Source organism: Verrucomicrobiia bacterium (genome assembly GCA_035577545.1).
Taxonomy (GTDB): domain Bacteria; phylum Verrucomicrobiota; class Verrucomicrobiia; order Palsa-1439; family Palsa-1439; genus Palsa-1439.
Genome location: DATLVI010000027.1, coordinates 44,956 through 70,593, shown reverse-complemented (window position 1 = coordinate 70,593; position 25,638 = coordinate 44,956). Strand labels below are relative to the sequence as shown.

Annotated in this window: 18 protein-coding genes; 8 read left to right on the top strand and 10 right to left on the bottom strand. The window is 57.9% G+C overall.

Going from position 1 to position 25,638, the window contains the following annotated elements; genetic code table 11:
- The 4 genes from VNL17_09525 to VNL17_09510 form a co-directional block, all read right to left on the bottom strand.
- Positions 1-2,533, bottom strand: a 2,533-nt coding sequence (locus VNL17_09525; GenBank protein HXI84313.1) for a putative Ig domain-containing protein, incomplete at its 3' end; no start/stop codon positions are given.
- 419 nt (positions 2,534-2,952) lie between these two features.
- A complete protein-coding gene (locus VNL17_09520) occupies positions 2,953-7,380 on the bottom strand; it encodes a pectinesterase family protein (protein ID HXI84312.1) in 4,428 nt (1,475 codons plus the stop codon).
- A 185-nt stretch (positions 7,381-7,565) separates the two neighbouring features.
- Entirely contained in the window at positions 7,566-8,396 is an 831-nt protein-coding gene (locus VNL17_09515) for a PEP-CTERM sorting domain-containing protein (protein ID HXI84311.1), read from the bottom strand.
- 211 nt (positions 8,397-8,607) lie between these two features.
- Positions 8,608-9,765, bottom strand: a complete 1,158-nt coding sequence (locus tag VNL17_09510; GenBank protein ID HXI84310.1) for a DNA-binding transcriptional regulator — start codon at positions 9,763-9,765, stop codon at positions 8,608-8,610.
- Between the two features lie 253 nt (positions 9,766-10,018).
- On the opposite strand from VNL17_09510, the gene VNL17_09505 reads away from it, so the two are divergent.
- From VNL17_09505 to VNL17_09490, 4 genes are all read left to right on the top strand, one after another.
- A complete protein-coding gene (locus VNL17_09505; GenBank protein HXI84309.1) occupies positions 10,019-11,299 on the top strand; it encodes an MFS transporter in 1,281 nt (426 codons plus the stop codon).
- A 603-nt stretch (positions 11,300-11,902) separates the two neighbouring features.
- A complete protein-coding gene (locus VNL17_09500; GenBank protein HXI84308.1) occupies positions 11,903-12,334 on the top strand; it encodes a low affinity iron permease family protein in 432 nt (143 codons plus the stop codon).
- A 197-nt stretch (positions 12,335-12,531) separates the two neighbouring features.
- Positions 12,532-13,023: a hypothetical protein gene (locus VNL17_09495; protein HXI84307.1), complete on the top strand. Its 492-nt coding sequence runs from the start codon at positions 12,532-12,534 to the stop codon at positions 13,021-13,023.
- Positions 13,024-13,270: 247 nt separating this feature from the next.
- Positions 13,271-13,765 (top strand): hypothetical protein, encoded by a 495-nt coding sequence (locus tag VNL17_09490; protein ID HXI84306.1) that lies wholly within the window; start codon positions 13,271-13,273, stop codon positions 13,763-13,765.
- Between the two features lie 18 nt (positions 13,766-13,783).
- Here VNL17_09490 and VNL17_09485 read toward each other — a convergent pair whose 3' ends face one another.
- The 4 genes from VNL17_09485 to VNL17_09470 all read right to left on the bottom strand — a co-directional run bounded on the left by VNL17_09485 (position 13,784) and on the right by VNL17_09470 (position 19,267).
- Positions 13,784-14,128: a DUF5666 domain-containing protein gene (locus VNL17_09485; GenBank protein HXI84305.1), complete on the bottom strand. Its 345-nt coding sequence runs from the start codon at positions 14,126-14,128 to the stop codon at positions 13,784-13,786.
- A gap of 118 nt (positions 14,129-14,246) precedes the next feature.
- The gene (locus tag VNL17_09480; GenBank protein ID HXI84304.1) at positions 14,247-14,936 is read right to left on the bottom strand and encodes a response regulator transcription factor; all 690 of its coding nucleotides are present in this window, start codon (positions 14,934-14,936) and stop codon (positions 14,247-14,249) included.
- Positions 14,875-18,507: a chemotaxis protein CheB gene (locus VNL17_09475; GenBank protein ID HXI84303.1), complete on the bottom strand. Its 3,633-nt coding sequence runs from the start codon at positions 18,505-18,507 to the stop codon at positions 14,875-14,877. Before VNL17_09475 ends, VNL17_09480 begins: the two co-directional genes overlap by 62 nt.
- 268 nt (positions 18,508-18,775) lie before the next feature.
- Positions 18,776-19,267, bottom strand: coding sequence for a hypothetical protein (locus VNL17_09470; GenBank protein HXI84302.1), 492 nt, complete (start codon positions 19,265-19,267; stop codon positions 18,776-18,778).
- 420 nt (positions 19,268-19,687) lie between these two features.
- Here VNL17_09470 and VNL17_09465 point away from each other — a divergent pair, with 420 nt between their 5' ends.
- Entirely contained in the window at positions 19,688-20,389 is a 702-nt protein-coding gene (locus VNL17_09465; GenBank protein HXI84301.1) for a response regulator transcription factor, read from the top strand.
- 50 nt (positions 20,390-20,439) lie between these two features.
- Here VNL17_09465 and VNL17_09460 read toward each other — a convergent pair whose 3' ends face one another.
- Positions 20,440-20,853: a hypothetical protein gene (locus tag VNL17_09460; protein ID HXI84300.1), complete on the bottom strand. Its 414-nt coding sequence runs from the start codon at positions 20,851-20,853 to the stop codon at positions 20,440-20,442.
- A 115-nt stretch (positions 20,854-20,968) separates the two neighbouring features.
- Complete coding sequence (locus tag VNL17_09455) at positions 20,969-21,394, bottom strand: DUF5666 domain-containing protein (GenBank protein HXI84299.1); 426 nt, start codon at positions 21,392-21,394, stop codon at positions 20,969-20,971.
- A gap of 289 nt (positions 21,395-21,683) precedes the next feature.
- Between VNL17_09455 and VNL17_09450 the strand changes: the two genes are divergently transcribed.
- From VNL17_09450 to VNL17_09440, 3 genes are all read left to right on the top strand, one after another.
- Positions 21,684-22,148: a CBS domain-containing protein gene (locus tag VNL17_09450; protein ID HXI84298.1), complete on the top strand. Its 465-nt coding sequence runs from the start codon at positions 21,684-21,686 to the stop codon at positions 22,146-22,148.
- Between the two features lie 192 nt (positions 22,149-22,340).
- Positions 22,341-24,827, top strand: a complete 2,487-nt coding sequence (locus tag VNL17_09445; GenBank protein ID HXI84297.1) for an MASE1 domain-containing protein — start codon at positions 22,341-22,343, stop codon at positions 24,825-24,827.
- A gap of 187 nt (positions 24,828-25,014) precedes the next feature.
- Positions 25,015-25,584: a hypothetical protein gene (locus tag VNL17_09440; protein ID HXI84296.1), complete on the top strand. Its 570-nt coding sequence runs from the start codon at positions 25,015-25,017 to the stop codon at positions 25,582-25,584.
- The last annotated feature ends 54 nt before the right edge of the window (positions 25,585-25,638 follow it).

Here is a 25,638-nt window from a genome sequence, read left to right as displayed (position 1 = left end):
ACCCGCCCCCGAGATTGACAGTGCCTCCGTACCAACCGGTGATGAGCACATTGTTGGCGCTATCCACCGCCACGCCCTGGACCGCGCTGGAGGCGGAACTGGCGACCTGATTGACCCACTGCGGCGTCCCATCCGTCCCGGCGAGCTTCAAGACAAACCCGTTCTTGCTGCCGGTGGCCGTCAAACTCTTCACGCCAAAATTCGCGATGCCATCGAAGGAGCCGCCGACGATGACGTTGCCGGCGCTGTCCACCGCAATGGAATAGCCAGCTTCGTCGCCTGGATTGTCGCCGGAATTCGGGCTGCCAAACTGCTTGGACCAGAGGCAAACGCCCGCTGGAGAGTATTTCACTACAAAGATATCGTACCAACCCGCGCTGGTCATCGAGCCGGAGGGCGCGCCGAAGTTGATCGAGTTGGCGAAATATCCGGTCACAAACACGTTGCCGTTGGCATCGACCGCCACGGCTTCGCCCTGGCTGACGCCGTTGCCGGTGGGTGCTTTGGCCCACTGATACGTCCCATTGGCTGCATACTTGACCAGCATCACGCTACTACCGGAAGTGCCAGAGATGCCACCGCCACCGAAATCTACCGGTCCGGTGAAGTCGCCCGTGAGCAGTACACTGCCGTCGCGCTTGTCCACGGCCACGGCGCGACCGTCGTCTGACGACGTCCCGCCATGAACCAGGGACCACATGTAATTCCCCGATGTGCTGGTGGCTGAGAAATTGGCGACCAGCGTACGGTTGGCGGTCGCGGTAAAGCTGTATGTTGCGGAGGAGGAAACAACGGAGCCGTTCTCGGTCCAATTTTTGAAGCTGTAGCCAGCGGACGGATTCGCGGTCAACGAAACGGTCGAGCCGCTGATGAACAGGCCGTTGCCCAGACCGGATATCGTGCCGCCACTGGACGGGCTGGCAGTTGCCGTGATCGTATAAACCGGCGTGAAGTTGGCCACCAGCGTCACATTCCCATTGAGTTGGAAGCTGTAGCTGGGCGAAGTGCTGACCGCCGCCCCGTTCTTGGTCCAGTTCACGAAGCTGTAGCCAGTTTTGATCGTTGCCTGGGCGGTGACCGTGGATCCGTTCGAGAAACTGCCATTCGGGCTGGTTGTGCCGCCGTTCGATGGGTTGGCACTGGTGGCGACCGTGTAGGTGGTGCCCGTCGGGTTGACCGTCAAGGTAAAGGACTTCGTGGAGGACAAGCCGTTGGCGCCGGTCACCTTCACTGTGAAACTCGCCGTGGTTGCCGTCGTGGGTGTGCCACTGACCACGCCTCCGCTGCTCAAGGTCAATCCGGCAGGTAAACTGCCCGCGCTGATCGACCACACGTACGGGCTCGTTCCGCCGGTGGCTGTGAAAGTCCCGCTGTACGCCACACCCACCGTCGCCGCCGGCAAGGGTGAGGCTGTGGCGATCGTCGGTGTTGTGCCGCCGGCGCTCGTGGTAAACGCCACGTCTGCGCCGTAGCTGGTGCCCCGACTATTGCTGGCTACCAACCGATAATGGTAAGTCGTCGAAGACGTCAACCTGGCGAAAAGATCCGACACGCCGATGGCAATTGTTCCGCTGCCAACGGATTTTGGTGCGGTCGTGCTGCCGTAGGCCGTCGTGGTGCCGAATTGGAAGTACACCGTGGTCGTCAGCCCGTTCGGGTTAACACTGCCGTTCGGTGTGGCCGAAGTGGAACTGATGTTGCTGGCCGGGGCGGTCGTGGCCGTTGGTAGGGCCCCGCTGGCACTGGTGGTGAAAGACACGTCCGCGCCGTAGCTGATGCCCAAGCTGTTGCTGGCCACTAGCCGGTAGTGATAGGTGGTGGATGGGCTGAGTGACCCCAGGCTGGCAGACACACCGACTGCCGTTGTTCCACTGCCAGCGGATTGTGATGTCGTCGTGTTGCCGTAACTGGTGGTTGTCCCCCATTGGAAGTACGTCGTGGTGGCCAGGCCGTTCGGGTCGGCCGTACCGTTGTCGGTGACGCTGGTGCTGGAGATGCCGCTGGCCACCATCGTTGTCGCGGTCGGCGGCGCGCCGCCGCTGGCGCTGGTGGTGGTGAATGTCTTGTCCGCGCCGTAGCTGGTTCCCAAGCTGTTGCTGGCCACAAACCGATAGTGATAAGTCGTCGAGGCCGTGAGCGAACTCAGGCTGGCCGTGAGGGTGACTGTCGTCGTCCCGCTGCCGGCTTGTTGGGACACGGTCGTGCTGCCGTAAGCTGTGGTAGTGCCATATTGAAAATGCACTGCGGTCGCCAGCCCGTTCGGGTTGACACTACCGTACACCGCCGCACTATTTGCGCCTATACCCATGGCGGACACGGTTGTCGTTGTCGGCGGGGCGCCTTGCGCCCAGACGTTAATCCCTACAAGGAGATTGACGATACCGAGCAACAACAGCTTGTGAATCTGGCGGCCGCTGGCGCTACCACTCCGGCGGGTTTGTTTGAGTTCATTGGTGTTACGACACGTGTTCATTTGTATCTTGCCTTCCTGCGCGTCATGGCGCAATTCGGGCCGACTGACTTTCCATTTCATGCTCCCATCCAGAGGAGCCGCAAAAGCGGTCGAATCATTCCCTTCAGTCCTACGAAAAACAACTGAGCCCCTATGGCTGGCCCCCCAACTGAATTCTCCAGCGATACCCTTTAGCCTTGATCGTGCCAACAAATGTATTTGAGGTTTTTACAAGTCGCTACCGACTGCAGGAGAGGCACTTTCGTCGGACCCACTAGATACGAACGAAGAAGATCACCAAGCCAAGTGGAAACTATGTTGACGCCGTGGCAAATCTCTTGGCACTGCCATCGGTCCCCTGGACGAGTTGTCAGAGGCTAAGTCAGGGCTCTTCCTTGGGAAATCGGGAAAACGGGACGCCTCCAAGTCTCGTAAAACCACCTGAATTGATAGGATGAGAACAGGCAGGGATGTGCGTCCCCTGCTGTATCCGCAAGTGCCTATGGCACCAGCCGCACGCGGTAGTAACGGACGGGGCCATTGCTGGCCCCACCGCTATCGACATAGTTGGTCGTCACACTTCCGCTACCCGGCAGAACGACCGGCCCACTGACGTCGGCGAAGTTGGTGGCGTAGCTTCCGCCGACACCGCCGGTCGTCGCCTGCACAGCGTTGGTTCGCCCGCCAGCGGCCGTCCAAATGATCGCAATGTCGTTCCCTTGGCGGACTGTCGAGAGGATACGGAAACCGGAAGCGCCGTTGGTGGGGTCCGTCCCCGCGAGGAACTCAGCCTGGTTGTTCTGGCCGTCACCGTCCGGATCAGCGGAAGCGGCAGCCTGCGGGCAGTTCGTACACCCGAAGTATTGTTGTTGCCACGACTGGAAGGCTGTGATCACCGTAATCAAATTCGACTGTGTCACACTGCCGAGTCCCGCCGTGTTGCTCGCGATCAACGTCACGGTATAGACGCCGGCCGTGTAGGCATGCCCAAAGCTCGCGCCACCGCCCGTGTTGGTGGAGGTACTGTCGCCCAGATTCCACGATATGCTGAGCGGCGACCCGCTGGAAGTGTCTGTGAAGGTCACCACCAACGGTTCCACGCCATTGGTCGGACTGGCGGTAAAGCTTGCTGTTGGCGGCCCTATGACGATCAGCGTTACATTTGTGCTGGCGAGTGTGCCGGCGACATTCGACACGATCACGGAATAGGTTCCTGCATCGCCGGCCTGGGCGTTCGCAAAGGACAGCGTGGCGCTCGTAGCGGTGACCAGGTTGGTGCCGGCCTTGAGCCATTGATAGGCCGGATAAGGAATACCGGTGGCACCCACGCTGAAGGCCGCGGCCTGACCGGTGGTCACGACGAGCGAAACAGGCTGGTTCGTAATGTTGGGGGCCAATTGTGGCACCCACCCGTACAGCCAGTTCGTGGCGCTCAAGGCAAGCGTCACCCGTGGGTCACCGTTGGTCAACTGCGTGCCGTTGAAAGTAACCGACGCGGTGCTGGTCAGGTTGCTATTGTTGTATTCCCACCAACGAAGATTCGGATTGTCGATGAGATCCTGCGCGTTCCAACCGGCAAATCCACTGGCGTCAATCTGACAGTTGGCATAAATTACATTCCCATCCCCAAAGCCGAGTGCCCGGGCCAGTCCGATGCTGGTGACGGTGTTACTGGTCCTCGTCAGTTGGCAGTTCACGAAAGACATGCCGTTGCTGGTCGCGTCGGTCCGCGGCTGGATGAGATTGGCCGGAGACGTTCGTGTTCGCAACTCGCAATTGGTGAAGAACGCGTTCATGCCGCCCCAGATGTAGTCTACGTCGCCTTGGATCAGGTTATCCTGGAAATAAGCCTGGGTGCCGCTGGTGTTGCCGAGGATCGTGTCCTGGAAACTGTCCACTTCGCAATTGAAGAAAATGAAGCGCCTGATCGCGGTTTCGAGCATCAGCGCCTCTGCTTGCGAACCGCCTTTGGGAGTCATGTTGACGAGGTTGAGATTCTCCAGCGCAATGTCGTTGGCGTTCACCTTGAACGCCATGCGGAGATGGGTGGTAGCGCCAGGGGCCACGTTGGCGTTGTTGGGGTAGCCAACGAGGGTGCCCAGGCGACTTTGGCCGCGGAAGGTAATGTTGTTTTTTGAATGCACGTTGACGATTTCGCGGTAAGTGCCGTTGCGAATGTTGATCAGCGTATGCGTGGTATTGTTGGCGGGCAGCGAGTCCACCGCGCCTTGTACTGTGAGGAAGTCCCCGCTGTTATCGGCAGCCACTACCAGATTGGTCGGATTGGCCGGGCCGGTCGGCTTGGTGGAGAATCGCCACGCGTTGGTGCCGCTGATGCCGGCATAATTGGCGCCATTGGTGTCGGTGAAGCAGCCGGCATCCACCGTGACATAGTACGTCTGGTTCGGATTCAGCACATCCAGATGTGGGTAGATCGCCGCGGTGTTACCCGTGATAATGACCGGGAATGTGTTGAAGGTATCACCAGCAATGGCGCGCGCCTGAATATTCTGCGCGATGTTCGTCGCGCTGTTGGCGACGTTGGGGTTATCAAAGTTTGCTGTCAGATCGATGGTGTCCACTGGCGTGACGCTGTTGGTCATGTTGTAAATGCGAATCTGGCCGACCTTCTTGAGTACCGGTAACTGGGTAAAATTCAGGTAGAGCGGCGTGTCATAGCAGATGCCCGTCGAGCCATTGGTCGGCTGCGTGGTGGCAGCCATCGGGGAATAGACGGTTAGTGTCGCATTGCTGCTGGTCGCCACCCCCGCGACATTGGAAACCACGACGGAATATGTGCCGGCATCAGTCGGCGCGACCGAGCCGATGGTAAATGTGGCGTTTGTAGCCGTGGGATTGCCGACGCTCGAGATGATAATGCTGTTCTTGTACCACTGATAAATCGGGGCAGGCACTCCACTGGCCGTGACGGACAAAGATGCGCTTTGCAGATTTGTCGCGACCGTGTTTTGTGGTTGCGCGGAAATCGTCGGCGGCAAGAGAACGAACAAAGTTGCGTTGCTACTCGTGGCTACCCCGGCCCTGTTGCTTGCGACCACGGAATACAGGAATCCATTTTGCGAATACTGCACATTCGTCAACACCAGCGGGTTGCTTGTTGCGCCAACAATGTTCGTCCCGTTCTCCAACCACTGTACCGTCGGCGTCGGAATGCCGCTGACGGCAGCGCTGAACGTGCCCGTGTGACCGAGGATGACCGATTGGTCCGTCGGACCGGTAATCGTCGGTGGAACATCGTTCGACGATACGGTCAGGGTCATGCAGTTGGTCACGACGCCGGCGACGTTACTGGCGATCAGGCAGTAGGTCCCGCTGTCACCGGTTTGCGCGTTGGGGATGGAGACTGTGGACGATGTGTTGGCGATATTCGTCCCGTTCTCCTGCCATTGCAGCGTAGGCGTGGGGATGCCCGTAACCGTCGCGCTAATCGTGACGCTTGCGCCGATGTTCACCGCTTGGTTCGTCAGGTTCACGATCCCCGGCGGCACGGGCAGGAACACCACGGAGATGACGCCCTGGGAATGCATCTGCGAGGTATCCCAACTGACCGAGGGACTCAGCGGCGGGAGGTTGGTAATCGCAAAGTCGGTCGCGAAAGCGCCCGCGGCAAAAACCTGGAAGGTATCGCCGCCGGTCAGTGTCGGACCGACGTTGGTCACCGTCAATGTCCCGCCATAAGTCGTAGTGCCGAAGAAACTCACGGAATCATTGCTTGCGCCCTGGCTCTTATCGAGCTTGAGGAGTGTCTTCGACCCACTGGCAAGCGTCAGGTTGTTGGAAAAGGCGATCTGTCCTACCGCCGTGCCATTGCCAGGGGCCAGTAGTCCACCGCTGGGGACTATGGTGTTCCCCGCGATGCTGCCAAAACCTTTGATCGTACCCGAATTCGTGACGGTTCCCGAGGTCTGGAGGACGCCGCCCTGCAGGTTCAGTGAGTTCCCCGCGCTGATGACCACGACACTGTTGTTGCTGACCGATGAACCAGTCCCGATCACCAGGGTATTGTTCGTGGCAAACGTCGCGGAACCGACCGTGAAATCTTTACCGCCGTTGTCCCAGACGCTGCCACCCTGGATCGTCGCCGTGTTGTTCGTTGAAACCGGGGTGCCACCAACGGCCGTGCCCGCAGCGGTCGTGAACAGCCGGCCGCCGCTGTCCAAGAGAACCACTCCCGAACTGGCCGTGATGCCAAATCCAAGCTTGAACGCTCCGCCACAGGTCATTGAAGCCGAATTCGATACTACCAGCGTACAACCGTAGCTGGTGGAGGAGTTACCCATCCCAATGCTTCCGCTATTGCTCCAAAAGGTATTGGAACCGCTGAGTACGAGGACGCCGATTCCTGCGGTGGAGCTACCCAGGGCAAGGTTGTTCGCCGTCACATTGCCGTTCGTAACGAACAACCGGCCCGGATTGTTGCGGCCGATGACGAACTTCGAGTTGTTGCTGCTATTCGTCACGAACAACCCTTTCCCGGCACCGGTGGAAGAAACCAGGTAAACAATCGCCGTGGCGCCACCGGCCTGTCCACCCACGTAAAATGGACCGGGGCTGGTTCCGTTGCCAACCACAGTGAGGGAGTTCGTACCCAGGTTTAGCGTGAGGATTTGCGTGCCTACTGTGTTGTCAAAGAAAAGGGTAGTCAGGTCCGAAACATCGCTATTGAGCGCCACCGAATAGGTGGCAGGGTTCGTGAAGTTCACTGTGTCGCCTGGGGCCGGAAAAGCCGGAGCGGTATCCCAGGCGGTGGGGCTTTGCCAGACGTCGCTGGTAGTATTGGTCCAGGTCGGATTGGCCGCCTGGCTGTTGCCCGCGGCTGCAAGCAAGGCCAGAACCAGCAGCCATGTCCCGGGAACTGCGACCAGTTTGCTACGGACAGGGTGGGTAATCACTCGCAAGCGATTCATCGTGGCCATGACTTTTCCCTTCGCACTCGCCCGACTACGGGTCGTGCTGCACCAGTCTCCATAAGAGGAGATTGCGTGGGACATCTTTCGTAAATAACCGGCGGGGCCTGCTCCCGGGCAGACCCCGCCACAATCTTCTGCTTACCCTCGCATGAGCAGTGAGCGCCAATAATCAAGCACGCGTCTTACTTGCGAAGCCGACGGCTCGAAATGAGTCCCAGCAATCCCATTCCCACGAAAGCAATTGTGGAAGGCTCCGGCACTGCCACAGGAGTCAGGGTGATCGAGTCCAGGTTGATGGTCTCATCTGCGCCGCTGGTGTTGCTGTAATAGATGGCGAACTCATTGAACGTCTTAAAGCCACCCGGAGGTGTCGTCGGATTGATGTAAGCAGTATTGGTGACACTGCCGAAATCGGTCCAACCAGCACCCGCGAAGGGCCAGGAAGGGCTGTTGTTACCCAAACCAATATTGCCACTGCTGTTTCGGAGTCGAATCAGACCGGCATAGGTGACGAAGTCCTGCAACGGGGCAGTGTTGATGGTCCCCTGGCCCTGTTGGGTGCCCTGAAAGAGATTGGCGCCGTTGGCGGTGCTATGCGTGTACATTTCGGGATAAGGTCCGTTCGCATTCCACAGGGAGAAGTAACCAGCATCGTCACTCACGCCGCCTGTGCCTGCGGTGTTGTAAAGACCGACGCCCATCGGTCGGGTATTGACACCATTGCCTGTACCCAAACCTTGGGCTGACACATTATAGAATACCTGCGTGATTGTGCCGGCCACACTCAGATCCAGCGGCACGAAATTCTGTGTCACAAAAGCCAATGACTGGCCTGTTCCGATCGTAAAACTCACCGTGTTGCCCCCGACCAGGTCGCCACCGGTTCCAGCGTTGGCGTTGACCAGGTTCCCACTGGTGTCGTAAGCCGACCACGACAACGACTGCGCACGGGACGCCGTGGATAATGCGAATGCGCAAGTTAGTAATGCGCCCACTCGAAAGACTCTACTCATGATAATTCTCCTCACCATTGGTTTAGAAGTTCTCACTACCCGTCTCTACTCGCTGGCTCGGAGGCTAGCAATTGCCGGGTATCCGGTCAATTTGGCTAACCCGCAAAAATAATTGAAAAACGCGCATTGGCGGGAAGGGTTATGCAGCGCCGAGTTGGTTCAATGACGCCAACAGACCGCGAATTCACGAGGCAGTTGCGCCCGTTTGCACCTACCGAGGGACGGCAAGTTCTTTGCGATAGTGGGCGGGCGACATCCCGGTATCCCTGCGGAACGCGACCCAAAAACTGTTCGTGTTTGGATAGCCGCACAGAGCGGCAATGGCTTCCGTCCTCGCGGTGGACGAGATAAGCAATTGTTTCGCATGGTCGATACGAACGCGATGCAGTTCGTGAGCGGGCGACCTTCCAATGTGTTCGACAAACGCCTGTTGAAGTCCCCGCACCGACATACCAGCGGCCCTGGCCAGATCGCCAACGTGTATGGGTTCGTGGTGGTGCTCCCAAATAAAGCGCAGGCTGCGGGCGACGCCCTTGTGGCCGACCGCAAACAGATCGCTGCTCTTGCGCACGATCAATCCCGCAGGTGGCACTCGTATAGGTTTCCTGGGTGCCGGCTTGCCATTCATCAACTCATCCAGCAGGGCAGCCCCCCGATAACCCATGAATTCCAGGTTGGGATCCACGGTGGAAATGGGTGTACGCATGGTGTCCGCCGCGAGAAGCAAATTGTCCGCCCCGACGATGGCGACCTGTTCCGGTACTGATAGTCCGATGCTCTCACAGGTCTCCAGGATATCCACTGCCATCCAATCACTCGGGGCGAACACAGCGAGGGGTTTCGGCCGGCTGCGCAACTCCGCGGCCAGCCATTTGCGTTTGCGCTTCCATTCTTGATAGCGACTGGCCGGGGAGGACGCGGATGGCTGAGGCCACCGCAACCAATCGCACTTTTTCCCGGCCTGCCCCAACACGGCTACAAATGCCTGGCCCCGTTCCTCAAAGGACCAGTTGTCGAAATCGCTGTAATAGACAAAATTCGTGAAACCGCGCGAAAGAAAGTGTTCGGCAGCGAGTTGCGCCGCTTGTACGTGATCACAGAGGACCCGGGCGAATTTCAGATGCGGCCGACGGAAGCTGAAATCGACCGTCGGTTTTCGGGCGCGGACAACGAACTCTGCCAGGTCATCACCCGACGCCAGCCAGGCAAGGATGCCGTCTCCATTCCATCCCCAGGGGATGACGCGTTCCTTGGTCACCTCGGGCGACATGTGCCAGCCGTGCTCTTGGGCGTACTTTTCAACGCCCCGCTGCAGCCGGTAATCATACCATCCCAATACAAGGAGAACGTGTCTCTGATGTTTGCGCACACACTTAGCATGAACCGGGGGTTGAAATCTTTCAAGTTTTTCGCTTGTGCATCAGCACAGGAAGGTGGATCCGGCTAGCTCAGGGAGTAGCGAACCGCTTTTCAAGTCAGTCACCGGTCTTTACGTGAGTCCTTCGGTTGGCGTGGAACAATCTTTATCTTGTGCCGGTGCAACCATCCCGCTAGTTTTGCGCTTTTATCCGTGCAGCTTTCGAAGGCGCGAGGGCTCAAATCAAGTACTGAGACAATTTGCCATGACTTCGCCGTCCCACGCTCCGCCAAAATCCAGTGTCGGGAAGTTCCGCTGGGTGATCTGCGCGTTGTTGTTTTCTGCCACGCTAATCAACTATATGGACCGGCATGTTTTCGGCATTCTCAAGCCGGAACTGACCCGGGCGTTCCATTGGAGCGAACAAGACTATGGAAACCTGATCGCAGCTTTCCAGGCGGCCTACGCCACCGGTCAGTTGTTGTTTGGTCCGTTTCTCGAGTGGGTCGGGGTAAAAGGCGCTTACGCTTTCGCGGTTGTGTTCTGGAGCCTGGCGACCATTTTCCACATACCTGCGAAATCAGTTTTTGATTTCGGGGCGGCACGCGTGGCACTGGGTCTTGGAGAGTCGGGAAATTGGCCGGCGGCCATACGGACAGTTGCCGAATGGTTCCCACAAGGCGAGCGGTCGCTGGCCACGGGCATCTTCAACACGGGCTCAAATGTTGGTCCCATCATCGGGCCAATTCTGTTCCCCTGGCTGTTTGTGAAATTCGGGTGGCAGACGGCATTTTTTATTACCGGGCTGAGCGGGTTCGTCTGGCTGCTGTTCTGGCTCCTGCTTTACGACGCGCCCGAAAGATCGCGCCGACTCAAACCGGAAGAGTTGGCTTACATTCGAAGCGACACAGGACCGACGGGTACCGGGAAGGTGCCGTGGAGCCATTTGTTTCGGCACCGTGAAACATGGGCGTATGTAGTGGCGGGCATAGTGACGGCGCCCGTCTGGTGGTTTTACCTTTTCTGGCTGCCGGACATTTTTAACAAGCAATTCGGGCTGAACTTCCGGGAATTCGGCCTGCCACTGGTCGTGGTCTATACCGTGACCGCTTTTGGCAGCATTGCGGGCGGTGGGTTGTCCGCGTGGCTTCTGCGGTGTGGTTGGTCACTGAACCGGGCGCGGAAGACAGCGACGCTCATTTGCGCCTTTTGCGCGGTTCCGGTGATTTTCGCCACGCACACCCGACACGTTTGGCTGGCGACCAGTTTTTTTGCATTGGCGGGGGCAGCCAACCAGGGTTGGTCGGCCACCATGTTCACCGTCGTCTCGGACATATTTCCGAAGCGGGCTGTGGCCTCGGTCGTGGGGATCGGCGGCATGTTTTCCTCGGTGGTTTCCGTGGGTTTTTCGTTGCTCGTGGGGAACGTCCTCCAGAACACGGGGGTGTATGACAAAATCCTGCTGCTTTGTGGTGGCGCGTACGTCGCTACATGGGTGATCTTTCACCTGATCGTCCCTCAAATCAAACCTATCGAAATCCAGTAATCGACTATACAGTCGACAGTTTGCCATACGAATTGTGGACCGCGTTTATAGGAGTTCCTCCTACCTGAGAATCAGTGCTCCACCCAATTGCGAGAGGTGCGTCTCTGTTGCAGACTGGCCGCAGTGGGAAAAAGTGACGGAGGGTTCGGATGGCGCCGAGGAATCAGATAGAAACATTTTCGAGCAGTGTCCCTTGCGACGAGACAATTAAGCCAGTCTGGCGTGGGGAGGTTCGCTACGTGGTGTGTTGGGGGCGGGGGTGTAACAACTGGGCAACCCTGGAGCACCGCGATAGCAGGGTGGCGGCAACGCCTCCAACTCCTCGTGCCAGACTGCTCCTCTCGCAGTGGCATCGGCGGCAGTTCTCCCTGCACTTGACCCCGGCAATGCGTTCCTACCCCACAATAATCCGGGAACCTCACCTCCCGGCTTCTCCACGACCGTTGCCGAGTCGAGAAATGGAGTTCCCGCCGATGCCACTCTCCCGTTTTACGCGGACAAAAGGTGCGGTTCACTCAATTGGGAAAGCAGCCGGTTTCTATCCGGGGTGAAACCCGGGTTATCCAAATAGTATGTGTCCGAGCCTTGAGGAGATTCCTCGCGGTGAGAGGATCAACGACAAAGACCAGCGACCTTTTCAGCCGAATCGCCAGGCGCGCGTCGCGAGCGATGGGCCAACCCCATACATTTGTCGCCGCAATCCTGGTTATCGTTCTCTGGGCAACGCTTGGCCCCGTGTTTCATTTCAGCGACACCTGGCAATTGATCATCAATACCGGCACGACGATCGTGACTTTCCTCATGGTATTCCTCATCCAAAACACCCAAAACCGCGACAGCGACGCCATTCAAGTGAAATTGGATGAACTGATCCGCACCAGTAAAGCCCACAATGCTTTGCTGGACCTGGAGGAGTTGGGCCAGGAAGACCTGGACCGCATCAAGAAGCGTTACGAGGATTTGGCGGAAAAAGCCCGCAAGGAATTAAAGACTGGCAAGAGAGACACAAATAGTCCGCTGATAAAGGCCGATTGAATAAGCACAAGTGTATTGGACCCGGTTCACCGGATCCTTTCAGGCTCTGACTTCAGGGGTTACGGTCGCATGGGAGAAGTTCCTAGATGGAAATTAGGCCTCTGCTGATTGTGCGCCGAGAGGGGAAAGAATACGCTCGGAGGCGTAATGAATGTTTATCAAACGGCAGTTGCAAAACTACGGAAGGGGGAAATCACGTGCAAGAGATTCAAGAACGAAGCGAAGTGATGTTGCATGTAGCCAACGATCTGGGCGTGCTGGCAAAACTCTTCGCAGTTTTGGCCGTGCAGTCTCCCAGCGTCGATGCCTGGCGTTTCTACAGTGACCACCGGTATGCGGCGGTCCTGCTCGTGACAGAAAAAGACAGTGAAATCGTCGAGGCTTTGCGATTGGCTGGGTTCGAGTGTGAAACGAACCGGGTGGTCGTTGTGGAGGAGAAACATCGCTGCCTGTCAGCCGTCCGCTTGGGCTCCGAGCTTCGGGCCAATGGGATCGAGATGCTGGACGCCTATGCCTGTTGTTCACCTGGCGATGGGAACGTACTGGTTTTGAAAGCCACCGACAGTTCACGGGCGGTCACCGTACTCGAAGCAATGAATCTGTGGGGGGCGCGGCCGGTGGATTCTCAACAGGAGTTGGTTGCCGCAGGTGAAGTGGATCAACAGCCAACCACAGGAAGAATTGACTGAGCGGTTCAGCGAATGACAATGACGGAGCCGCTTATAATCCCATTCCGTGAACGCCGTGATCCTGCGTTGGACAAGATTCGGATTTTTCGCATTGGCAGCGGCACTGGAAAACTTCCTAGTCGACTTGTGGATGGTTTCCTTACCCGATATCAGCCCGCCACCCATTGCGCGAAATCTCCGCGCTGCCGTAAAGTGAGCGCAAATCGTTCAGGCGACTGAACAACTGAGGGAGAGAAAAGGAGACGACATGATAGGCGCCACCCTACAAATTGAGATTACTGTTCGCACGATCAACCAACCGGCGTTATTGGGCAAACTAATGGCCATTACCGTTTCCTGCGGGGCGGAAGTACTGGCTGCAAGCTCCTATTGGGACGGGAGGGAGACGGTGGTGAAACTCGTCACCGAAGACGCCATCCGCACAACGGACGCCCTCCAGGCGGCGGGGTTCGACTGCAAATCAAATCCGATTGTGCTGGTCGAAGCGCCGGATAAACCGGGGCTGCCGGCGGTGCTCAGTAGCAAGCTGGCCAGTGCGGGCGTCAACGTTCTTTACACGTATTTGTTCCGCTCCGACCACGAATTGACCTATGTGGTTTTCAAAACCACGGACGACATCCGCGCCATCTATATCCTGGAAGTGGAAGCCCTGATCCACGGCCTCTCGGCCACCAAGAACTGGCGCGAACCCGCTACTAGGAGGGCCTTGGCGGAAGTCGGCCCGGTTCTCAATGCAGCGTAACCGTGATTGGAAGCACCGTTACGGGGATTTCACTCCCAGGACCGAGATTTGGTGTGCGACGAATGTCCCGTCGTCTTCAGTGTACCGCACTTGAATGCTGTCGCCGACCATCAGGTCGGAAAGATCGGCTTTCGGTTTGTTGTCCTTGACGATGATTTCAGTATCCGTGGGAACGACAAACTTCTGGCTGACGGCTGAAGCTTCCACCGTGATCGTGCGCGCCTGTCGGTCCATGGAGCGCAGGATACCGCTGTAGATGAAGAGTTTCCCTGACGGTGCCGGATCCTGTCCGAACCCGCTGACTGCCACACTGGCGGCGATCACACCCGCGACCGCTATCGCAAATCCCAAGAGCTTCTTCATAATAAACTCCCTTCCACTATAAAAATGTATGGCACATACGTGGATCCTCAATGGGTGAAAATTCCTAATCCACTCTGGGGAAAGAACCTATTCCACCCGGCGCAGGGCGCGCCAGGCATCAGCGTGCGCGCAGGTTCGCTGCCCAATGGACGGCGCGCTGTACCAGTCCGGCGGAATCTTTCAGTTGCAGCTTGGCCTGGATGTTTTGCCGGTAACACGAAACCGTTTTCATGCTCAATCCGAGTTGTTGCGCAATCTCGCGCGTACCGTGTCCCTCGCCGAGAAGCTGGAACACTTCCAATTCCCGATCGCTGAGCTGTTCCAGCGGATCGCCGCTGGTTGCCGATTCCGGGTCCCCGAGCGCCTGGCGGACGACCAGGGACCCCATCCTTTCGCTCAGGTAGATTTCGCCATCGAGGACCTTACGGATTGCCGCCAGGAGCTCGGGGGTCGAAGACCGTTTCATAATGTAGCCCCTGGCGCCGGCGCGCAGCACCCGCTCGGCATAGAGCGCCTCATCGTGCAGCGACAATACCAGTGTGAGTAGGTTGGGGTGCGACGCCTTGAGGTCCTTGACGAGCTCGAGTCCGCTACCGCCTGTCAATGAAAGATCGACGAGCGCGATATCCGGCTGCGTTGCGGTCACGGCTTGCAGCCCGCCGGCCACAGTGGCGGCCTCGCCGCACACGAGCAGGTCGGGCTGGACATTGATCACCAGTGCCAGACCCTCGCGCAACACCGCGTGGTCATCGACGATGAGTACCCGCCGCTTTCCGGCTTTCTCTGTTGGCTTGGTTTGACTTTTCATCCCCTCCTCCCCCCCCCCCATCGGCATCTTCGACAACGCACGTCACGATAGTGCCGCCGTGCGGGCCACGGCGGATATCCAGTTTGCCACCGATTACGCTGGCACGATACCGCATGATGTGCAGCCCCATGTCGGCATCATCCACCTTCCGGCGGTTGATGCCGACGCCGTCGTCCTTGATCGTCAAGGTAACGCGATCGCCTTCCCCGGTTAAGTGGATATGGATGTGTTTCCCCTGGCTGTGTTTCACCGCATTAAATACGGCTTCCTGGGCAATGCGGTAGAGATGGCGCGATACACTCTCGTTGCGAATCTGCAGAGACATCTCGCCTTTGCAGTCGCAGGTGATCTGAAATAATCTCTCGGTGTTCAACGCCAACTTCTGTAGCGCGGGGACGATGCCCTGGGTCTTCAATTCGACGGGGAACAACCCCTTGGCCAAATCGCGCGTTTGTGTGACGGCTTCTTTGATGCGGCTGGTGACTTTGGCCGCCAGCGCCGCTGCCTCGGGCAGCGCGTTGGCTGCCAGGCGATCTTCCAACGATTCACTCATGAAACCGATGCCCGTGAGATGTTGTCCCAGGCCGTCGTGCAAATCGCGCCCGATGCGTTGCTGTTCGGTTTCACTGATATCCAGCACCGCCTTCTCCAGCCTTTTGCGTTCCGTGACGTCTTCGATCGCCAGCAGAATCATGTGTGTGTCTTCCCTGTCCCGCTGCAGGCGGCGCGCGTTCAATAGCATAATCCGCCGCCCGATCTTCGGGAACACGTGGTCCACCTCGAAGTCCGTGAAGTGCAAGTTCCTGGGCAGAATGTCTTCCAGGAGTTCCCGCAACGACGCGATGTTCCATTGTTTGCCACCGAGATCATAGATAAACTTCCCCTCGGTTTCTTCCTTGGTAACGTGAAAAAGCCGATGGAAGGCCCGGTTCGACGCCTGGACGCGCAGGCGCTGATTGAGCACCACCAACGGTTCACGAACGGTTTCCACGATGGCATTCGCAAAATCGCGGGCCGCCTCGGCCTCCTGGAGACTGCGCTTGAGCGGGTCGATGTCCAGCAACTTGATCACCGCGCCATCGATCTTGTTCTCGGTCGTCCGGTACGGCCGAATGCGCAACAGATACCAGTGACCGTCGCGATCCTGCACCTCGCGGGTCTTCACGCTGAGCGAGTCAATCGACTCGGCAATCATCCGCCCCAGGTACGGCACATCGATGGGCAGCCGCAAATCCGTCACCAATCGACCGATATCCGTGGGCACCACATGCAACACTTTCTCCGCGGCCGGCGTAATCCGCCGCACCCGTAAATCGGGACCAAGCATGAGAATCGGCAGGTTGACGCTTGTGAGTAAATTGATCAGATCGTTGTTACTCTGGCCCAATTCAGTATTGCGATTCTGCAGCTCCTCATTGACGGTGGTCAGCTCTTCGTTGGTGCTTTGCAACTCTTCCTTGGCCGTCTCCAGTTCCTCATTCGTCGATTGCAATTCTTCGTTGCTCGACTGGATTTCCTCGTTAGCGGCCTTGAGTTCCTCGTTGGCGTCCTCCAATTCTTCGACCGCCGATTGCATATGTTCCTTGGTGGCCGTTAGTTCCTGCTCCAACCGCACGGTCGTCTTCTCCAACTTCTCCGCTCTCCCAGTACGCACCCCGGTAACAACCTCTTCAGGCGGACGATGACCGTCACCGTCTTCAAAGAGAACGAGGAAATACCGTTCCCGTGTACCGTTGGATTTGATCGGCACCACTTCAATATTGACGTCGCGTGAGCCTCCATTTGATTTGACGCGCAACCCTTCGCGCCGAATCGATACGCCCCGCCTCCGCGCCTTGTGAACAGCGGTGCGCAATTCCATGAACAGCCCTTCGCGCGCCATCTTCAACAGGTTGAGGCTGGCCGAACCTGGCGCCGGCTCCAGATACAAACCCGTGTGACCGCGAAATTGCAGGATCTCCATGTCTCCGTTGATCAGCACGGTGGCCGGCGCAAAGCGACCCAGCAAAATCCGATCTGCCTCCCGCTGTATGTCAACCGTCCCCACTTCAATGGCCGGCTTGCGAGGCGTTGCCGCCTCGCTGACAGGATAATCGCCTGGCGAAAAGTCGACCACCGGCCGCGTCGCCGTGGCGCGCTTCACGTAGATCCGGTGCTTTCGATCCACGGGCCCAAAGAGTTGCTCGAAGCCGGTGGTCGTCTCGGACCCACCCAGGAAGAGGAATCCATTCGGTCTGAGCGCATAATGAAAAGTCGGGATCACCCGCTTCTGTAGCAGCGGGTTGAGGTAAATCAACACGTTGCGGCAACTGATGAGGTCGAGGTTCGAAAAAGGCGGGTCCTTGGCGACGTTTTGTTTCGCCAGGATGCACAGCTCCCGAACAACCTTGCTGATTTGGTAGCCGCCCGGCACCCTGGCGAAGTAGCGACGTAGCCTCGGGTATGACACCTCGGTGACGATATTCTCCGGGAAGAGGCCGGATCGCGCCTTAGCCAGCGCCCGCTCGCTGATGTCCGTGGCAAAAATCTGGATCGGTATATTGCCGGCCCGGTCACCGAGGTATTCCAGCAGCAAAATTGCCAGGGAATAGACCTCCTCACCCGTCGAACAGCCCGGCACCCAGATACGGATCGCATCACTGTTGCGCCGTCCGTTGATGATGTTTGGGAAGACTTTTTTCTTCAGCATGTTAAAGGCGCCGGCGTCGCGGAAAAACCCCGTTACACTGATGAGCAAATCCTCATACAGGGTTTCCACTTCTTCCGGATGATGATCGAGGTACGTGGCGTATTGCTCCAGCTTGTGTAGTCGATGCACCGCCATGCGCCGCAGGATGCGCCGCCGGATCGTGTTCGGTTTGTAATGGGTGAAATCCACTCCCGCGACGGACCGCAACAAACGGAAGATGTGGTTCAGTTCATTGCTCATATCCTCTCCCGCCACAACCGCCTTCACGGGGTGGGGGTGATTGATGTAAGGATGGCGGCTGATTCGCACCAACTCATTCGCAATGGCCAGCGGTGATGCCACGAAATCCACGCAACCCGTCGCCACTGCGGCGCGCGGCATCCCATCGTATTTCGCCGACTTCTCATCCTGCGCAAACGTGATGCCACCCTCGGCCCGGATCGCTTTCATTCCCTCCGCTCCATCCGTGGCCGTGCCGGACAGAATCACGCCGATGCAGCTCCGTCCACATTCCTTGGCCAGCGACCGCAGGAAAGCATCGACGGGCATATTGTGGGTCTGCCCCTTGGCGCGCGGAGTCAACTTCAACACGCGGCCGGCCATGGCGATGCTCTTGTTGGGCGGGATGACATAGACATGGTTGGGCTTCACCGCCATCCGATTGCGCGCCTCGAAAACCGGCAACCGGGTCGCGCGCGACAACAGTTCCGCCAGTTGGCTCGCATGCGTGGGATCGAGGTGCTGCACGAACACGAAGCCCATACCCGTGTTGAGCGGCAGCTTCTCCAGCATCTGACGAAAGGCTTCCAGCCCGCCCGCCGATGCGCCGACGCCGACGATGGGAAACGTCCTGCTCTTGGTTCGTCTTCGATTTCTTGCCATACCCGCGCCTGCCCTACATCGGACCAGACCCTCGGATTGGGAGCCTAAAAGAAGCATAGGTTGTGGGCGTGCTTTACACAAATCAAAAGAGGCGCGGGTGGTCGTTGAGGGGGAGGTGGGCGGGCAGGGTCGTTCGGCGGGGCGGCGAACCTTGCCCCGACCACGAGCCACTCGATATATATTCGTCACCAAAAGCACATCCTGCCGCGCACGAAGAGATCGCGACCATGGACTCTTCCCGCGCCGCCCTGGGGTCGGCGGAGGAATGTTACGCCGCTGTCTCTTGCAAGCTCGATTCGCTTTCGGAAACCACGTTCCGATCCTGCCGGGATTTCCATTGCGCCGCATCACGGATGCCGGCGCTGGCCTCCAGCGCCTGCACCGCCCGGTCGTCCTCCGTTGTTCTTAAGACCAGATACTGATAGCCAGCTTTGGCACGCGAAACATAGGAGTACAAAACATCGATTCCCAGGTTGGCCAGTTCCGTCCCAACCGAGGCCGCCAGTCCGGACCTGCAGAGCGGACCCACCAATATCACCGGATTGCTCTTGCATCGGAATCCGGCCGCCTGCAGGACATCAGACGCCTTGCAGGGGTCCGTGGTTATTAAAAGCAGCACGAGCCCAGAGGGGCCGCAATAAGAACGCATCGCCAGCACTTCAATGTCGGGAAGCCAGGAGACGATTCCCATGGTCCTCATCTCTGTCGGCTCCTCGCCCAGTTGGACTGTCAGTTCAATCTCTCGACGTAGAATAGACATACCACCCTCCTCTTTTCACCGCGTTATTCCCCACTCGATATCCCTTGTGTCATAGGTTTCCCCTGCGAGAGATGACGATGCGTTCCGCCAACTGTCCCCCTCGCTTGTGTTTTTCTGGACATTCGCCAGTCCTTCCAATTCTCCGATTTGTGTAACACACATGCCCCAAGTCTCGCAATCGGACGAGGATACGGTTTCACTCTAGGAAGGAATCCTTATAAGCCTGGGTTCCGTGTAATAGATTGCGGAACTCTTGCGCTGGTAGTAAGCCGGTGAGGGTAGGCTGTGGATCATAGGAATAGTTCCTAGAGCAGGCTCGGCGTTTTTTTCTTTATTCAATGGTTGAACTGAGCTACTATCCCTGACCTGCAACGGATTGTGCGGGTCGAGTTGGGAATGTGTTTAAGTGGAGGGCTTGTTATGAAGAAGGCACAGGTGTCCGAGCCGCAGAAAAAACCCGTGGCCAAACGGAGGGGGGTTCTGTTGGTGGACGATCATCCGGCCATCCGTGAGGGCCTGAGCAACGCGATCAACCAGACGGATGATCTGGTGGTTTGCGGGGAGGCCGAGAGTGCCCCCAGGGCCATGGCCGAAATTGCTCGCCTGGCGCCCGATGCCGTGCTCGTCGACATCAGCCTGCACAACAGCAACGGCATGGAGTTAATCAAGGACATCCGCGCCCGCTATTCTGGAAAAATCCCCGTCCTGGCGCTTTCGATGCATGACGAGACACTTTATGCCGAGCGGGTACTTCACGCCGGCGCGCGCGGTTATGTCATGAAACAGGAGTCGATGAAAATGGTCATCGAAGCCCTGCGCAAAGTCCTGACTGGCGGGATCCACCTTAGCGAGCAAATGACCTCGCGGGTCATGGGCTCATTCGCCAAGCACGGCGAACCCGCCAAACGGCCGCTGATTGAGTCGCTCAGTGATCGTGAGCTGGAGGTCTTCGAGTTGGTAAGCGAAGGCCACGGCACCAGTGAAATTGCCGAGCTGCTGCACCTCAGCAAGAAAACGGTTTCCTGCTACCAGCAGAACATCCGCGCGAAGCTGGGTCTTAAGAATGCCGCTGAGTTGGTCCGTCATGCCGTGCATTGGGCGGCCACAGCGTCCGTAAAATGACGGACAGATCGTCCGTCACAACCACCTTGCGCCCAAAAGCGATGGTTCGGTTACCGTAATTTTTCGAAGACCACGTACCGGAGACGATAGCGGGTGAAAGCGGTTGTCTTGTCCGTCTCTTGCGGCGGACCCTGTTGCTCGATGCGGTGGGCCACGAGGATGCCGTTGGCCGCTTCATAAGAGACGTGCACAACGCTTCCTACTTTCAGGTCTTCCACGGAGGCTTTTGGTTTGTCCTTGGTCATGACCTCGCAGTCTGAAGCGATCCCGAAGGTCTTGCTCAAGGGCGTGGCTTCCACCGTCATCACCCTTTTTTCAGCGTCCAGCGCTCGTATGGTGCCAGCGAAGGTCTCGGCTTTTGGTTTTTCCGGTGGTTGTTCGCCGGTATCCCCGCGTCCGGTACCTGCGGTCAAATTAAGCGCGACGCCGATTGCAACTATTGTCCACACTCGATTCATGTTCATGCGATAGCTCCTTTCGCCATTCGCCTGGTCAGGGGACACTGACACCCAGTATCCCCCACTTTGCACTGCAAGCTATTCGGGCTTCGGATCAAGATGATCCAATCGTCGACCTTCCCTAGTACGAGCCAGACGGGGCCCCGCTGGACTCTTTGGATCCCGAGCTTGTGCGAGTGATGCGCAATGCGGTTAGCGTGTCGCCTTCCGCTCGATAACTCAACTCAACGCGGTCGCCGACTTTCAGGTCGCTCAATGCGGCTGACGTATTGCCCTCGACGGCAATCTGCGCGTCGGAACCCACCTTGATGACCTTGCTCATCAGCGTGCCCTTCACGGTCACGGTTTGGGCCGCGGTATCAATGGCCGTGATGCGGCCGGTGAGTCGCTGCTCGCGTTGATCTTTGCCTGTGTCCGACTGGCCGGGTTGGGCCGGGGTGCTGGCCCCGGAATTTGGATCGTTATCAGCCCATGCCGTCGCGACCAGCAGCAAGGCAGCCGCGCCAAGGCCGGCTCCCAACCAATAACTACATCTTGTCCTCCTCATGATGGTTCCATCCTTTCTTTCTTCACAAAATTTACGATGGATCGTTTACGGTTCAATCGGCGGAGGCACTGGTCTTTTCCTAGGAAATTCCCCGAGTAATGGCGAAAGACATACGGAATCGGCTGGGTTGCATCTTATCCATTTTCCGAGGCCGGATTCAGAACGCGACTGATTCCCGGCGGAAAAGAGATGGGTTATTCTTGAGGCATGCCATGCGGGCGCAATGACGCGGAGGTGCCGAAAATGGCCGTTGCACAACGGAAACCGTCGAAACCATGAGAGGTAGTTAATGAATGTCAGTGAAATCATGACTGTGGGGCCTTCCTATTGCGCTCCGGATGCCAGCTTGCAGGAGATTGCGGCAATGATGGTCGCCGAGGATTGTGGACAGATCCCCGTTTGCGAATATGGAACAAGGAAGCCAATCGGGGTCGTTACCGACCGCGACATCGTGTGCCGAACAATCGCCAAGGGGCTGAATCCCCTCGCAATCAAGGTGTCTGCCTGCCTGTCTGCACCTTGTATAACTGTCGTGCAGGATATGAGCGTGGACGAGTGCCGCCGGCTCATGGAAGAACACCAGGTGCGACGGCTTCCCGTCATCGATGAGAACGGTGATCTTTGCGGGATTGTTTCCCAGGCGGATCTCGCGTGCCACGACGACGAGACTCTTACGGGCCAGGTTGTAAAAAGCATTTCGCAGCCAGGTTCGCCTGATTATCACGGAAACGCTCAAAGCTGGCGGGCTGCGTGAAGATCCGTTACCGCCTGAACGGGTGGGCTGGTACTCGAGGGACAACTATCCTCAATTGCAGGCTAGGAGCTTTTCCTAGGGTACAATTAGCAGGTGAACGATTGCGACAACGTCGACGTCCATGCTTTTATGGGGTAATTATATCGACAACCCCGACTCGGACATGATTGTCTGCGCGGGTGGTTCGAGATTATGGACGAAGACGCCAAACGCGTCGGTGCCGCACCCCCTTTCTGGGGCGTGAGCCGTGGGGTCGTTTCTGACCTCGCGAAAATCACGGCGCTGGCCCTCGTCTATTTTGTCGCGGGAAAACTTGGCCTCAAGCTCGCGTTCCTCAACCAAAGCGCGACAGCGGTTTGGCCTCCGACCGGGATCGCTCTCGCGGCTGTTTTGCTGCTCGGGTACCGCGTTTGGCCCGGCATCTGGCTCGGGGCTTTCCTGGTCAATATAACGACCGCGGGCTCCATCGCGACCACGATCTGCATTGCGGGCGGGAACACGCTGGAAGTTTTGTTGGGGGTCTGGTTCGTTCAGCGTTTTGCGGGTGGATGGCATGCGTTTGACCGGGCTCGTGGCATTTTCCAATTCGTCTTGTTCGCCGCCGGCCTGAGCACGATGGTGAGCGCCACGATTGGCGTGACGAGCCTGGCGCTGGGTGGGTTTGCTCGATGGGAGAATTATGCGGCCATCTGGACCACATGGTGGCTCGGCGATGCTGTTAGCGCCCTGACTCTTACCCCGTTGATTATCGTTTGGAGCAAAACCCCGGTTCGCCAGTGGGACTACCAACGAATCTCCGAAGCGGCGCTGGTATTCGGCGTCGCAGTCGCCATCAGTGTAATCGGATTCGGCGAGCCGTTGGCCGCATCCGTGAACCGATATCCACGGTTTTTGTTGTACCCCGCCGTGCTGTGGGCGGCGTACCGTTTCGGTCAACGGGGGGCGATCACCACCGCCGTCGCCATCTCGGGCATTGCAATTTGGGGGACATTACGCGGTTTCGGCCCCTTCGCTTCCGGAGATGCCAACGACTCGCTGGTCATGCTGCAGATATACATCAGCACGCTCACCGTGACCAACCTTGTGCTGGGCGCCGCCATTTCCGAGCGTCGGGTGGCCGAGGACGCCCTGCGTGAGAGCCAGGAGCGAACCCAGATCGCACAACAGGCAACCCGGTGGGGGATTTTCGACTACAACAACGTTACGGAGAAGAATTACTGGTCGCCTGAAATCGAAGCCCTCTACGGGTTGCAGCCCGGCGATTTTGAGGGGACATACGAAGGCTGGCACAAGCGCATCCACCCGGAGGATTGGACCCGTGTTGATGAAGAAATGAATCGGGCGCTCAACGAGGGAGAGTTCTCGCAGGATTTTCGGGTCGTATGGCCGGATGGCAGTGTGCACTGGCTTTTCTCGCGGGCGCGGGTCTTCCAGGACTCCCACGGGCAGCCACTCCGCATCCTGGGGGTGAACGTGGACATTACCGAGCGGAAACAAGCGGAGGAGGCGCAGGCGCGTCTGGCAGCCATCGTTGAATCCTCCGACGACGCCATCCTCGGAAAGAACTTGAGCGGAATCATCACAAGTTGGAACGCCGCTGCGGAAAAACTTTACGGATACATCGCGGAAGAGGCTATCGGCAAATCGGTCTCCATCTTGATCCCCCCGGGTCATCGCGATGAAGAACCCCGGATTTTGGCCAAACTGGGACGTGGTGAGAGAATCCACCGTCATGAAGCGGTCCACATAACCAAGGATGGAAGACGGATTGATGTGTCGGTGACGATCTCCCCGGTCAGGGACACAGCTGGCAAGATAATCGGCGGCTCCAGAATCACGAGGGACATCACCGAGCGCAAGCGGGTGGAAACCGAATTGAAAGCCTGGCGACAGGAACTGGAGTCACGGGTCGAGGAGCGCACCCTCGAGTTGGTCGCGGCGCACAAACAACTCCAGGCCCAAATTGAGGAGCGCAAACGGCTCGAAGCTGAAATGGCGCGCGCGATCGAGCGTGAACAACTGCGGCTCGGCCAGGAATTGCACGACGGGCTCGGACAGCAGTTGGCGGGGATCAGTTATATGATGAACGCGCTGCAGACGAAATTGGAGAGCGCATTGGCCCCGGTCACGCGGGACGCAGAGAAGGTGGAAAAGCTTATTCTGGCAAGCGTCGAACAAGTGCGGCATCTCGCCAAGGGGTTTTATCCCGTCGAACTGGAACGGCATGGGCTTCTTTTCGCCCTGGAGGAAATAGCGCGCACGACCGAACAGATCTTCGGCGTGCGTTGCGTCCTGCAACCGGATGAATCCTCCGGTGTTGACTGCAAGGACACGTCGGCCATTCAACTTTTCCGAATAGCCCAGGAAGCTGTGCACAACGCCGTCAAACACGCTGGGGCGAAGCAAATCACGATCCGTTTGGCTGCGGTCAACGGGGATAAGGTCCTTTCGGTCATGGACGACGGGATTGGTCTTCCCTCCGGGGGGGACAATGAACCAAAAGGAATGGGATTGCGCATTATGCAGTACCGCGCGCGAATGATTGGCGGAACGCTGGACGTCCGCAATAATGTTGACGGCGGCGCCATTGTTACCTGCTCATTCCCGGCTGCCAAACAGCCTGCAACTTCTGACCCCCAACCGCCTGTAGAGACAGTCGAGCGCGAGGTTCCATCCTAAGGATGCCCGTGGGCATCAGTGGTGTTCGTTGTACCCCAACCGGTTCCATTCGCAGTTAGGGCTTACTCCTAGGTCATAACCAGTTCTTCAGCCCATAGCTTTTCAAACTCCCCTGGATACAGTTGCAATGTCAGGAAGTAGACGGGTTATGCGGTGAGTAATAACAACCAAGCCAGGAGGCATTGAGATGAACGCGAGAAAATGGATAGCAGCGGGTGTTGTACTGGGTGCTTTCGCAGCGCAAACGTGCGCCGTGGCGGATGATGGCACGGTCCAGTCAACGCAGACGACTGAGACCACCCGGGTGACCAAGACGGAATGGGTAACTACGGATTATGAACCCTTTCCGTCCCGTCAACTGACACTGGACGCCTTTGGCACCTATGCCACCCGGAACCGGGAGGGCAGCAGTGTCAACGCAGGGGGGGGAGGACTTGGGCTTGATTATTTCCTCACGCGTTATGTGGGTATCGGGGCGGACACCTACATTGAGGAATGGAAATGGCCCTATCGCGTCAATGGTAGCGGCATTTTGCGCCTCCCATTGCCGGATCAGTTCTCCAAGCTTGCGCTGTACGGCTTTGGCGGCGGAGGACGGCAGTTCAAGGACATCCCGCAATTCACATGGCACGGCGGCGGCGGTCTGGAATACAAATTAAGCCGGAACCTCGGGATCTTTGCCGATGCGCGCGAGGTTTTCCCGGATAAGACCCCGGATTACACCCTGGTGCGTGGCGGGGTAAGCTTCGGGTTTTAGATGTTGGCTTCGACGGCAGGGAAGGTCGTCCTTTCAGGCCGGTGCCAATGTGAA

Coding starts and splice junctions, on each gene's coding strand:
- VNL17_09520 (HXI84312.1), bottom strand. CDS start 7,380: ATGAATCGCTTGCGAGTGATTACCCACCCTGTCCGTAGCAAACTGGTC.
- VNL17_09515 (HXI84311.1), bottom strand. CDS start 8,396: ATGAGTAGAGTCTTTCGAGTGGGCGCATTACTAACTTGCGCATTCGCA.
- VNL17_09505 (HXI84309.1), top strand. CDS start 10,019: ATGACTTCGCCGTCCCACGCTCCGCCAAAATCCAGTGTCGGGAAGTTC.
- VNL17_09490 (HXI84306.1), top strand. CDS start 13,271: ATGATAGGCGCCACCCTACAAATTGAGATTACTGTTCGCACGATCAAC.
- VNL17_09485 (HXI84305.1), bottom strand. CDS start 14,128: ATGAAGAAGCTCTTGGGATTTGCGATAGCGGTCGCGGGTGTGATCGCC.
- VNL17_09480 (HXI84304.1), bottom strand. CDS start 14,936: ATGAAAAGTCAAACCAAGCCAACAGAGAAAGCCGGAAAGCGGCGGGTA.
- VNL17_09475 (HXI84303.1), bottom strand. CDS start 18,507: ATGGCAAGAAATCGAAGACGAACCAAGAGCAGGACGTTTCCCATCGTC.
- VNL17_09470 (HXI84302.1), bottom strand. CDS start 19,267: ATGTCTATTCTACGTCGAGAGATTGAACTGACAGTCCAACTGGGCGAG.
- VNL17_09465 (HXI84301.1), top strand. CDS start 19,688: ATGAAGAAGGCACAGGTGTCCGAGCCGCAGAAAAAACCCGTGGCCAAA.
- VNL17_09460 (HXI84300.1), bottom strand. CDS start 20,853: ATGAACATGAATCGAGTGTGGACAATAGTTGCAATCGGCGTCGCGCTT.
- VNL17_09455 (HXI84299.1), bottom strand. CDS start 21,394: ATGAGGAGGACAAGATGTAGTTATTGGTTGGGAGCCGGCCTTGGCGCG.
- VNL17_09450 (HXI84298.1), top strand. CDS start 21,684: ATGAATGTCAGTGAAATCATGACTGTGGGGCCTTCCTATTGCGCTCCG.
- VNL17_09445 (HXI84297.1), top strand. CDS start 22,341: ATGGACGAAGACGCCAAACGCGTCGGTGCCGCACCCCCTTTCTGGGGC.
- VNL17_09440 (HXI84296.1), top strand. CDS start 25,015: ATGAACGCGAGAAAATGGATAGCAGCGGGTGTTGTACTGGGTGCTTTC.